We start from the raw sequence: 11563 nt of genomic DNA, 5'->3' as shown, positions 1-11563 counted from the left end.
GCTGACCCGGCGGTGACGGAAGCCGGGGCGCGTCACCGCGGGCTCCCCGCCCGACGGTTCCGCTTCTTCAACTCGACGAAGACCTGCAGCAGCGTCAGAGCCGACGGCGCGAGCGCGGGTTGCGTGAGCACGAGCGGTTGCGCACGGGTCAACCCGCCACCCTGCAACGGCCGTCCCGAGTCCCACCGGTTGGCCTTGCGCAGACCACCCTCGTTCCACAGCCGCTCGTCCACCTTGAGCGCCACCTTCATCGTGTGCTCCGACTCTGGCGCCACAGCACGGACTTCCTTCACGTCCGCCCAGTCCACGGACCAGTCCCGCGTCCACACCCGTCGCTCATCGAACGTGACATGCCGAGGCCGGAACAGACCCATCGTCGCGGCGGGAAGCACCGCCAACGCCAGCGCCAACCCGATGAACGACGCCACACGCCACACCCCGAACCCGGCCGAGACATCCTCCGGCGGCCGGAAGATCACCCACACGAACACCGCGATGCACACCACGACGATCAGCCACAGGAGCAACCACCGCGCCGGACGCACCCGCGCCTGCACCGGCAGACTCGCCAGGATCTCCTCCCGCGTCGCCTTCTTCCGCAACCGCGTCGGCTTCGCATCCATCACTTGCTCATCATCCAGTTCATGAGCCCTTCGCCCCCCGGCCATCTCCGCCGAGTGTGTCCTGCTCGTTCCCGGGCCACGCTTCCGGCGCGCGGGGGCACACGTCCGCCCCGTCGGCACGACCCTATTCCCGGAACCCACCGCGCCGCAGCGACATCACCGCAGCTGAGAACCGCTGTGATGTCGCTGCGGTGCGGTCGGCCGGAACGACGGCGCGCTCGCTGCGGTGACCATCGCCGCGGCACTCCCCGTGCGGCCCCACTTCCCCGCCCGTAGGCTGGTTCCCATGTCGCAGACGCTCACCCCCGCCGCTCCGCAGGACCTGAACGCCCGCCGTCACCGGCTCCGCCGCTACCGCGCCGTCATCTTCGACATGGACGGGGTCATCACGGACACCGCCGGCGTGCACGCGCAGGCGTGGAAGGAGCTCTTCGACGGGGCGCTGCCCGCCGTGGGCGCGCTGCCCGCCAACGCCGCCGTCGTCGCCGCGGACCCGGACGTGCTGCGTCCCTTCGACGCCGCCGCCGACTACCTGCACCACGTGGACGGACGCCCCCGCGAGGACGGGGTCCGCACGTTCTTCGCCTCCCGCGGCCTGCACGTCCCGGAGGCCGACGCCCCCGAGGCGGACGCGGCCCCGGAGCTGACGGTCCTCGCCCTCGCCGAGCGCAAGCAGGGCTACTTCGAGCAGGTCCTCGAACGCGACGGCGTCCGCGTGTTCCCGGAGGCCCAGGACCTGCTCGAGCGGCTGCGGGCCAAGGGCGTGCCGGTCGCACTGGTCACCAGCTCCAAGAACTCCCGCGCCGTGCTCACGGCCGGCGGCGTGCTGGACTTCTTCCCCGTGATCGTGGACGGGAACACCGCCCTCGAGCGCGGGCTGCCGGGCAAGCCGGACCCGGCGATGTTCTGGGAGGCCGCCCGGGAGCTGGGCGTCGACGTCGCGGACGCGATGGTCCTCGAGGACGCCGTCTCCGGTGTGAAGGCCGCCGCGGACGGCCGCTTCGGCCTCGTGATCGGCGTGGACCGCGAGCCCGATCTCGGCAAGGGCCGGCTCAAGGAGGCCGGCGCCCACCTGGTGGTCCAGGACTACGGGACCCTGCATCTGGAGGACCGCACCACCACCCCGTTCGACCCCGCGTGGGTGCTGCGCTGGGACCGCTTCGACCCGGCCTCCGAGGGCACACGCGAGGTGCTGTGCACCCTGGCCAACGGGTACTGGGGCACCCGCGGCGCTGTGCCCGGCACGCGCATCTCCTCCGTCCACTACCCCGGCACCTACATGGCCGGGGTGTTCAACCGGCTGACCTCGATGGTCCAGGGCCGGGTCGTGGAGACCGAGCACATGGTCAACATCCAGGACTGGACCCCGCTCGTGGTGACCCCGCGCCACGGCCGCCCGCTGCTGCCGGGCGAGGAGAACCTCGTGGAGTACGGCCAGGAGATGGACCTGCGCCGCGGCGTGCTCTCCCGCACCATGACCTTCGAGGACGAGCAGGGCCGGCGCACCACGGTCCACACCCGGCAGTTCACCTCGCTGGCCAACCGGCACCTCGCCGCGATCGAGCTGACCGTGGTGGCGGAGAACTGGTCCGGGGACCTCACGGTGCGCTCGAAGATCGAGGGCCGCGTGGCCAACCTCAACGTCTCCGACGACCGCACCCTCGCCAACCAGCACCTCGAGCCGGTCCAGGCCCGGGAGATCGACGGCGAGACCGTCCTGCTCGAGACCGCCACCAACCAGTCCGGCATCCACGTGGCCGTGGCCACCCGCACCCGCCAGGTGGCGCCGGTGGGCCACCACGAGCCCATCCGCCGCCCCGTGGACGGCTCGGACCTGGTGGTCGGCCAGGACATCCTCCTCCACGTGGACGAGGGCGTGCCGCTCGTGCTGGAGAAGATCGCCGCCGTCGCCACGAGCCACGACCACGCCAACGCCTCCGTGTGGGAGTCGGCGGTGAAGGACGTCCAGCGCGCCCAGAACTTCCGCAACCTGCTGACCCTGCACGAGCAGCGCTGGGGCACCAACTGGGACCGGTTCTCCGTGCGCATCGACCTGGCCGAGCCGTACCGGCATCAGCGCCGCTCCACGGCGGCGGAGGCCGGCGGCGAATACGCGCCGCCCGTCGTCGACGCCGGCCACTCGGCCCCGGTGGGGTCCGCGGTCCCGATGGGCAAGGACGGCGCGTCGCTGCGCCAGCAGCTCGCCCTGAACCTGCACACGTTCCACGTGCTCCAGACGGCCTACGGCCGCCGCCGGGACCTGGACGCCTCCGTGGGGGCACGCGGCCTGCACGGCGAGGGCTACCGCGGCCACATCTTCTGGGACGAGATCTACGTCTACCCGATGCTCACGCTGCGCCGCCCCGAGATCACCCGGGGCCTGCTGATGTACCGCTACCGGCGTCTCAACGAGGCCCGCGCCAACGCCCAGGCCGAGGGCTGGGCCGGTGCCATGTACCCGTGGCAGTCCGGGGCGGACGGCTCCGAGGAGACGCCCACCGAGCTGTGGAACCCGCGCTCGCGCATGTGGATGCCGGACAACTCCCACAACCAGCGGCACGTCTCCCTGGACATCGCCTACTCGGTGCTGCGGTACATCGAGATCACGAAGGACACGTCCTTCATCTCGGACTACGGCGCGGAGATGCTCGTGGAGATCTCCCGGTTCTTCATGTCCATGACCCTGCACAACGCCGTCACGGACCGCTACGAGATCCACGGCGTCATGGGCCCGGACGAGTTCCACGACGGCTATCCCGAGACCCCCGGCTCCGGCCTGCGCAACAACGCGTACACGAACGTGCTGACCTCGTGGGTGCTCGCGGAGACCGCCCGCCTGGTCCGCTGGCTGGACACGATCGACGACGGCCTGCCCGAGCTCATGGAGATCTCCGAGGAGGAGATCGAGCGCTGGGAGGAGGTCAGCACCCGCCTGACCGTGCCGTTCTTCGAGGAGGGCGAGGAGGCCGGCATCCTCGCCCAGTTCGAGGGCTACCAGGACCTGCTCGAGTTCGACTGGGAGGCCTACCGCGCCAAGTACGGGAACATCGGCCGCATGGACCTGATCCTGCAGGCCGAGGGCGACGCCACCAACCGGTACAAGCTCTCCAAGCAGGCCGACACCCTCATGCTCGGCTACCTGTTCTCCTCCGAGGAGCTGGACCGGATCCTGCGCCGCATGGGCTACGAGCTGCCGCAGGAGGCGTTCGAGCGGATGGTCACGTACTACGAGGCCCGCTCGACGCACGGTTCCACGCTCTCCCGCCTGGTGCACGCGTGGGTGGCGGCCCGCACGGACCCGGACCGCTCGTGGGACCTGTTCACGGAGGCCCTCGAGTCGGACCTCTCGGACACGCAGGGCGGCACCACCAAGGAGGGCATCCACCTGGGCCTGATGGCGGGCACCGTGGACACGGTGATCCGCTGCTACGCGGGCCTCGAGACGCGCGACGACGTCGTCCGGCTGCACCCCCGCATGCCCGCCCAGCTGCCCGGCGCCCGGTTCACCATCCGGTTCCGCCAGCAGCCCGTGGTCATCCAGATGACCCAGCGGGAGGTGACGGTGGCCGCGGGCGAGGGCATGTGGCACGACGTGCCGATGATCATCGCCGGCCGCGAGCACACCCTGTCCCCCGGCGAGAAGCTGACGGTCCCGCTGGGCTGAGGGCCGCCGTCGTCGGCCACCCCACCCCGTCCCTTTGGGGGCGAAAGTGGGCGGTATCCCGCGCGGATACCGCCCACTTTCGCCCCCGGACGCGGGAGGACGCGGGAGGACGCGGCTGCCGCCCCGGCTCAGCGCAGCGGCAGCTCGGCGCGGACCACCCAGCAGCCGCCCAGCGGGCCGGCCGTGAGGGTGCCGCCGAACACGGCCACGCGCTCGCGCATGCCGGCCAGGCCGAAGCCGCTGGCCATCGCGACCACCACGCGGTCGCGGCGGGGCTCGCCCTCGTCCATGGGGCTGGCGATGCACAGCACGAGGCGGTCCGCGCCCTCGAGCTGCGAGGTCAGGCGCACCGTGCCGCGGCGCGGGGCGTGCTTGAGGATGTTCGTCACCGACTCCTGCACCACACGCAGCACGGTCAGCTCCAGGGAGCGCGGCAGCTCGTCCAGCTCGGTCAGCGAGCGCTCGACCGCGAACCCGGCCGCGTGCAGCTGGGCCTCGAACTCGTCGAGGCGGGCCGGCAGGTCCACGACGGCGTCCCCCTCCGCCGTCTGCGCGTTGCGGGAGGAGCCGCGCAGCGCGGTGAGCATGCGGCGCAGGTCCACGAGGGACTGCCGGGCGGCCTCCTCGATGGCCTTCTCCGCGGCGGCCCGTTTGTCCGGGTCCCTCTGGGTGGGCAGCATGGCGGCCTGCATCGAGATCACGGTGAGCCCGTGCGCGACGACGTCGTGCAGCTCCGCCGCGATCCGCTGCCGCTCCGCCTCCGCGGCGCAGGCGGCGGCCTCCTCGGCCCGGCGCAGGGCCGCCTCGCGGTCCCGGGCCCGATGCCGGGATCGGCGGATCATGAAGGCCGGCACCGCCACGCACAGCGCGACGATGAGCGTGATGACCATGACGCCCTTGAGGCTGTCCTCGTCCGCCCACGTGCCGTCGGTGAGGACCTCGCCCGCGACGGTGAGCAGGATGAGGGCGCCCAGGGCGAACCAGACGAACACCCGGTGCGAGTACCGCGTCACCATGGCCGCGCCCAGGACGACCCCGCCACTGAACGCCTGCGGGGTGAGGTGCGCGTGGTCCGCCTCCACGAGGCCCACCAGACCGAACGTGCTCCCGAGCAGCACGAACACCGCCGCGAGGGTGGGCTGCCACCCGAACAGCAGCGTGACCAGCACGCTCGCCAAGAACAGGACCCAGCGCAGGAGCGGCTCCCGCCCCTCACCCGTCAGCCCGCCGTCCTCCTCGAGGATGCCCGCGAGTTCGGGGTCAGCGCTCAGCCCGGCGGCCACCGTGGGCCCCAGCACCAGGGTGAGGATCTCCCCCAGCACCATGAGCCCGACGATCACGTAGAGGACGATCCGCATGTGCCGGGAGACGGGTTCCGTGCGCAGGATCGCGGGCAGGCGGGAGTCCAGGGGAGACTCGGCGGGCGGGCGCGACGTCGCCGTCGTCGTCCGAGCCGGGGCGGGCGCCGCGATGCTCATCCGATGTCCACGAGGCCCGCGCGGGCGGCGCGGATGAGGATCTGCACGCGGTCACGGACCTGCCACTTGTCCAGGACCTTGCCGATGTGGGACTTCACCGTGGCCTCCGCGAGGAACAGGGCGCCGGCGATCTCCGCGTTGGAGGCGCCCTTGGCGAGCTCGCGGACCACGTCCAGCTCGCGCTCGGTGAGGCGCTCGTGCGGGGCGAGGGGCTCGGCCGGGCAGGGGTCGGCGTGCTCGGGGGCCGCGGTGACGGCCTCCACCAGGTCCGCGGCCACGCGGGCGGAGAACACGGCGTCCCCGGCGTGGACGCGGCGGATGGCGTCCACGACCTCGGCCGGCGGTGCGTCCTTCACGAGGTAGCCGGCGGCGCCGGCGCGCAGGGCGGGCACGAGGTACTGCTCGGAGGAGAAGGTGGTGATCGCCAGGACGCGCACGCCCGGGGCCTCGGCGGAGATGCGCGCGGTGGCCTCGACGCCGTCCATGCGGGGCATCTGCATGTCCATCAGCACGACGTCGGGGGCCAGCGTGCGGGCCGCCTCGAGGGCCTGGACCCCGTCCTCGGCGGAGCCGACCACCTCGAGGTCCTCGGCCTGGGCCACGAAGTGCTCGAGGGCGGTGCGCATCAACGCCTGGTCGTCGGCCACGACTACTCGGATCATGGCGTCCAGCCTAGGCGGCGCACAGGCCGCCGCGCGTCCGCCGAAGGTCGACGTCGGCCCCCGCCTCGGGGCGGACCGGGCCGGCTCCCGCGCCCGGCCGGCCACCGCAGTCCCGGCGCCTCCGTGGGCAGAACCCACAACCCCGTCGCCTCCGTGGGCAGAACCCACAACCCCGTCGCCTCCGTGGGCAGAAGAGAGGGCACTTCTGCCCACGGAACGCTCTGGCCTGCCGCTTCCGCCCAAGGAACCGGGCCGCCCCACCCGGGCCCCGCTCCACCCCCCGCGCGTCACCGCGGCAGCAGGAACCAGCCCATCACGGCCATGCCGAGGATCCCGGCGAGCATGGCCGGCAGCAGCACCACGAACAGGTTCCGCCGCGTCACGGCCCAGCCGGGCATGTGCGGCGACTGCGCCCCCGCGGCCATGCCGTGGGCCACCTGGATGCGGGCGGGCCCGGCGACGATGCCCCAGCCGGCGGCCGCGTTGTGCAGGCCGTTGGACCAGGGCGGGGGGACGCCCAGGGCGGCGCCCGTGTCCATCTGCAGGGGGCCGATCAGGGCCATGGCCCCGGTGTTCGAGGCCGTGATGAAGCCGGCGAACGCGCCGAGGAACGGCATCGCCACCAGGTAGGACTCCCCCATCCCGCTGAGTGCGCCCGCGAGCGCCTGCGAGACCCCGCCGGCGGAGAGGATGAGCCCGAACGCCACGTAGAGCGCGTTGGGGATGGCGGTGCCCACCCACAGCTTCCCGGCCTCGCGGGGGACGCGGCGGCGGGCGGCGGCGTCGAGGTGGAGCAGCTGCACGCCCACGCCCACCGCCACGAACGCCCACAGCGCCGGCGTCCCCACGAGGGCCGCCGCCCCCTCGAGCCCGAACGCGCCCTTCACGGTGGTGCCCAGCACGGTGCCGGCCATGAGCGTCAGGTACGGCACCACGTCCCGCCCCGGCCCGGGCAGCAGCCGGCCGCCGCGGATCACGAGCAGCCAGGCCACGGTGAGCACGAACGTGGCGACGGCGCCCGCCGGCGCGGTGCCGACCACGAGGTTCGCCCCCAGGATCAGCGCCCACTGGGCGACCCCGGAGAGCACGGCGACGCCGAGCCAGGGCAGTGTCCGGGCCGGGCCGACGTCGACTCGCATGCCGCGCGCCCCGCGCAGCAGCAGCACCGTGGCCACGCCCGCCACCAGGCAGGCCGGCAGGTTGAACACCGCGGCGGTGACCCCGATCTCCCGGAAGTCCAGGCCGAACAGGCGGGCGCCCATGAGCGTGCCCGGCGCCATGGACCCCCACGGGCCGATGGTGAGCGCGAGGACGGAGATCAGCGCGGACCGGAACGCCGTGTAGCCCAGACCCAGCAGCAGCGGCACACCCACGATCAGGGAGACGCCGAACCCGGTCACGGTCTCGAGGAACGGGATGACGCCGTGCACCATGAGCAGCGCGGTCGCGATCGTGGGGCCGTTGCCCGCCGACAGCCACGCGGCCAGGCGCGCGTGCCCGCCCGAGTACTCCATGACGCGGGACAGGGTGATACCGCCGGCGATGATCGCCAGGATCTCGAGCAGCGTGGGCACGCCGGCGCCGACCGCGCCGCCCAGGTCGCCCGGGGCCACGCCGAAGACCGTGAGGGCCAGCAGCACGGCCACGGCCGTCCCGGCGGCCGGGGCCACCCACGCGGGCAGCCGGGTGAGCAGCAGCACGAGGGTGAGCAGGATGGGTGAGAGCGCGAGCAGCACCTCCACGGCGCACCCCCTCTCCTCGTGTACTGCGCCCCACTGTAGGCGCGGGGTGGGGCCGACACCCCTCCCCTTACTCTGGGGGTCATGACGCAGCCATCCCACCCCGACGTCACCCGCGCCCGCCTGATCCCGCCCGTGCCCGTGGCGGTGGCCCCGATGGCCGGCGGCCCCTCGACCCCGGAGCTGGTGGCCGCCGTCGTGGGCGCCGGCGGCGGCGGGTTCCTCGCCGGCGGCATGCGGACGGCCGTGCAGATGCGCGCGCAGGTGGACGCGCTGCGCGCGCTGCTGGGCGCGGAGGGGCCGGACCGCTGGGGCGTGAACCTGTTCGTCCCGGACGCGGTGAACACGGCGATCCCCGCCGCCGCACGCACCGCGGCCGCACGGTCGGCGCGGACGGCGGCCGTCGCCGCGTACCGGGCGGGCCTGACGGCCGACGGCGCCGCCGGCCTGCCCACCGCCGCGGACGTCGTCCCGGACCCGGACGCCGAACGGGCCGACTTCGACGCCCTGCTCACCGCCGCCGAGGAGCAGGCGTGGCCGCTGGTCTCCTTCACGTTCGGCCTGCCGGCCGCCGACGTGTTCGCCCGGCTGGCCGCCGCGGGCATCCCGGCCGGAGCCACCGTGACGGACGCGACCGAGGCGCGGGCCGCCCTCGACCACGGGGCCGCGTTCCTCGTGGTGCAGGGCCACCGCGCCGGCGGGCACCGGGGCACGTCGGACCCGGCCGCGGAGCCGACCCGCGCCGAGATGCCGACGGTGCTGGCGGCGGTGCGCGACGTCGTCGGGACGGGGGCCGCGAGCGCCGTACCCGTGGTGGCCGCGGGCGGCGTGGGCACCGCCGAGGACGTGCGCGCCCTGCTCACCGCCGGCGCGGACGTCGTCGCGGCCGGCACCGCGTTCCTCCTCACCCCGGAGGCAGGCACCTCGGCGGCGCACCGGGCCGCCGTCGCGGCGTGTGCGGCCGGGACACGCTTCTCCGCCGACGACGGCCGGGCCCGCACCGCCCTGACCCGCGCCTACACGGGGCGGTGGGCGCGGTCGCTGGCCACCGCGTTCATGGCGGAGCACCCGGACGCCCCCGCCGCGTACCCCGAGGTCAACGTCCTGACGAAGGGGCTGCGCGCCGCCGCCGCGGCCGTCGGCGACCTCGAACGCGTCCACCTGTGGGCCGGCACCGAGGCGCACCGGGTCCGTGAGGCGCCGGCCGCCGACGTCCTCGCCTCCCTCGCGCCCTGAGGACCGTCCCGGATCATCCCGCGGACTGACGCCGGCCCCTCGGCCTGCGGCCTAGGCTGGCCCGCGTGAACCCCCTGCGCCGCCTCGACCAGTGGACGCGCCTGCACCCCGTGCGCACCGACGTGATGGCCGCCGCGGCACTGTTCACCGTGCTCGTGGCGCTGCCGTGGATCGCGCTCGGGCCGATGGTCGCCCCGGACCCCCAGGGCCGGCAGACGGCCGTCTCCCTCCTGGCCGGGGCCGGCATGGTCCTGCCGTGGGCCGTGCGCCGGGTGCGCCCGGTGGCCTCGGCCGCCGTCGTGACGGCCGCGGCCGTCCTGCACCTGCTCGCCGGGCCCGAGTTCAGCCTGTCCCTGCTGATGGTGCCGCTCACCGTCTACAACCTCGCCGCGAACGCGCCCCGGAGCATCTCCGTGGCCGGGCTCCTCACGGGGCTGGTCGGCGGCGTGGCCAACGGGGTGAAGGTGTGGCTGTTCCCGGCGCAGTTCGTCACCCCCGACGGCCTCACCGTCCGCTCCCCCGCGGAGCCGCTGGCCATGGTCATCATGGCGATCGGCTGCGGGCTCATGGTGCTCACCGCGTGGGCGTTCGGCGACGTCGTGCGCAACCGCCGCCTCACCGTGCGCGCCCTCGAGGACCGCGCCCACCGCCTCGAGGTGCAGTCCCGGCAGGAGCGCGAGCTCGCCGCCGCCGACGAGCGCAGCCACATCGCCCGGGAGATGCACGACATCGTCGCCCACTCCCTGCAGGTGATCATCTCCCAGGCCGACGGCGCCCGGTACGCCGCCGCCGCCAAGCCCGCGCTCGCGGTCACCGCGCTCGAGACCATCGGCCAGACCGGCCGCTCCGCGCTCGCGGACATGCGCCAGCTGCTCGGCGTGCTCCGCGAGACCGGCGAGACCGTGGCCGGGGTGCCCGGCGTGACGGACGACGACGCCCGGCGGCCCGCCGCCGACGCCTCCCCCGACGGCCGCGGCGCCCGCCTGCCCCCGGGCCGCCGACCCCAGCCGCGGCTCGCGGACCTGCCCGCGCTCGTGGAGACGATGCGGCTGTCCGGACTCGAGGTGTCCCTGCTGGAGACCGGCACGCCCCGCCGTGCGCTGCCGGCGGGCGGCGAGCTGGCCGCGTACCGGATCGTGCAGGAGGCGCTCACCAACACGCTGCGCCACGGCGGGCCGGACGCGGACGCGTTCGCCACGCTCGCCTGGACGGCGCGCGGCCTGGACCTGCAGATCGACGACGACGGCTGCGGCGCCGCCGCCGACCCCGCCACCCGGGGAAGCGGCCAGGGTCTGCGGGGGGCCGCCGAGCGGGCGGCCCTGTTCGGCGGGACGCTCGAGACGGGGCCGCGCGTCGGGACCGGGTACCGCGTGTCCGCCCACCTGCCGTACTCGGCGGTGTGAGGGGTGGCCGCCCCCGCCCGACTTGAGAGGATGACCCCATGAGCTCCGAGGAGACCGCCCCCGTCCGCGTGGCCCTGGTGGACGACCAGGCGTTGATCCGGTCCGGGCTGGCCATGCTCGTGGACTCGCAGCCGGACCTGACGGTCGTGGCGGAGGCGGGCAGCGGGCGCGAGGCGGTGGCGTCGGTGTCCGTGGCGGGCGCCGACGTCGTGCTGATGGACGTGCGCATGCCGGAGATGGACGGCATCGAGGCCACCCGCGCGCTGCTGCGCCGGCCGGACGCCCCGCGCGTCGTGGTGCTGACCACCTTCGACCTGGACGAGTACGCCTTCGACGCGATCGAGGCGGGCGCCAGCGGCTTCCTGCTCAAGGACGCCCCGCCCGAGGAGCTGCTCGCCGCGATCCGCACGGTGCACCGGGGCGACGCCGTGATCGCCCCGTCCACGACGCGCCGGCTCCTGACGCACATGGCCCCGCGTCTGCGCTCGGACCAGGTCCGCAGCGCCGAGTGCGAGGAGCAGCAGGCGGCCGTGGCGTCGCTGACCCCGCGCGAGCACGAGGTGCTGGTGCTCATGGCGCAGGGCGCCGCGAATCTGGAGATCGCCGCCGAGCTCGTGCTCTCCGAGGCCACGGTGAAGACGCACGTCGGCCGGGTGCTGGCCAAGCTCGGCGCCCGCGACCGCGTGCAGGCCGTGCTCATCGCCCACCGCGCGGGCCTCGTGCAGTTCTGACCCGCCGTTCCGGCACGCCCTGCAGCC

The 11563-nt window shown here is 74.4% G+C and carries 8 protein-coding genes; 4 read left to right on the top strand and 4 right to left on the bottom strand.

Going from position 1 to position 11563, the window contains the following annotated elements; genetic code table 11:
• Nucleotides 1-32: 32 nt before the first annotated feature.
• Entirely contained in the window at nt 33-623 is a 591-nt protein-coding gene (locus ACTSKS_RS09050; protein WP_036316210.1) for a hypothetical protein, read from the bottom strand.
• Between the two features lie 286 nt (nt 624-909).
• Between ACTSKS_RS09050 and ACTSKS_RS09045 the strand changes: the two genes are divergently transcribed.
• Complete coding sequence (locus ACTSKS_RS09045) at nt 910-4287, top strand: beta-phosphoglucomutase family hydrolase (RefSeq protein WP_020628176.1); 3378 nt, start codon at nt 910-912, stop codon at nt 4285-4287.
• Nucleotides 4288-4415: 128 nt separating this feature from the next.
• Here ACTSKS_RS09045 and ACTSKS_RS09040 read toward each other — a convergent pair whose 3' ends face one another.
• The 3 genes from ACTSKS_RS09040 to ACTSKS_RS09030 form a co-directional block, all read right to left on the bottom strand.
• Nucleotides 4416-5765, bottom strand: coding sequence for a sensor histidine kinase (locus tag ACTSKS_RS09040; RefSeq protein WP_020623969.1), 1350 nt, complete (start codon nt 5763-5765; stop codon nt 4416-4418).
• On the bottom strand, nt 5762-6427 hold the full coding sequence (locus ACTSKS_RS09035) for a response regulator transcription factor (RefSeq protein ID WP_036382382.1): 666 nt from the start codon (nt 6425-6427) through the stop codon (nt 5762-5764). Before ACTSKS_RS09035 ends, ACTSKS_RS09040 begins: the two co-directional genes overlap by 4 nt.
• A gap of 287 nt (nt 6428-6714) precedes the next feature.
• A complete protein-coding gene (locus tag ACTSKS_RS09030) occupies nt 6715-8169 on the bottom strand; it encodes an L-lactate permease (RefSeq protein ID WP_217565234.1) in 1455 nt (484 codons plus the stop codon).
• 81 nt (nt 8170-8250) lie between these two features.
• Here ACTSKS_RS09030 and ACTSKS_RS09025 point away from each other — a divergent pair, with 81 nt between their 5' ends.
• The 3 genes from ACTSKS_RS09025 (at nt 8251) to ACTSKS_RS09015 (ending at nt 11536) form a co-directional block, all read left to right on the top strand.
• Nucleotides 8251-9402 carry a nitronate monooxygenase gene (locus ACTSKS_RS09025; RefSeq protein WP_144786612.1) on the top strand — a complete coding sequence of 384 codons (1152 nt, stop codon included), beginning with the start codon at nt 8251-8253 and terminating at the stop codon, nt 9400-9402.
• 65 nt (nt 9403-9467) lie between these two features.
• Nucleotides 9468-10805 (top strand): sensor histidine kinase, encoded by a 1338-nt coding sequence (locus tag ACTSKS_RS09020; protein WP_442927475.1) that lies wholly within the window; start codon nt 9468-9470, stop codon nt 10803-10805.
• A 38-nt stretch (nt 10806-10843) separates the two neighbouring features.
• Nucleotides 10844-11536 carry a response regulator gene (locus ACTSKS_RS09015; protein ID WP_020625618.1) on the top strand — a complete coding sequence of 231 codons (693 nt, stop codon included), beginning with the start codon at nt 10844-10846 and terminating at the stop codon, nt 11534-11536.
• Nucleotides 11537-11563: the final 27 nt, after the last annotated feature.

The organism is Micrococcus sp. TCR-5, assembly GCF_052220525.1.
Taxonomy (GTDB): Bacteria; Actinomycetota; Actinomycetes; order Actinomycetales; family Micrococcaceae; genus Micrococcus; species Micrococcus luteus.
Note: the sequence above shows the minus strand (reverse complement) of the source record. Positions and strands in the feature narration are given on the sequence as shown.

Excerpts from the sequence above, each read along its gene's own strand:
- ACTSKS_RS09045 (WP_020628176.1), top strand. The coding sequence starts at position 910 with ATGTCGCAGACGCTCACCCCCGCCGCTCCGCAGGACCTGAACGCCCGC.
- ACTSKS_RS09025 (WP_144786612.1), top strand. The coding sequence starts at position 8,251 with ATGACGCAGCCATCCCACCCCGACGTCACCCGCGCCCGCCTGATCCCG.
- ACTSKS_RS09035 (WP_036382382.1), bottom strand. The coding sequence starts at position 6,427 with ATGATCCGAGTAGTCGTGGCCGACGACCAGGCGTTGATGCGCACCGCC.
- ACTSKS_RS09040 (WP_020623969.1), bottom strand. The coding sequence starts at position 5,765 with ATGAGCATCGCGGCGCCCGCCCCGGCTCGGACGACGACGGCGACGTCG.
- ACTSKS_RS09050 (WP_036316210.1), bottom strand. The coding sequence starts at position 623 with ATGGATGCGAAGCCGACGCGGTTGCGGAAGAAGGCGACGCGGGAGGAG.
- ACTSKS_RS09015 (WP_020625618.1), top strand. The coding sequence starts at position 10,844 with ATGAGCTCCGAGGAGACCGCCCCCGTCCGCGTGGCCCTGGTGGACGAC.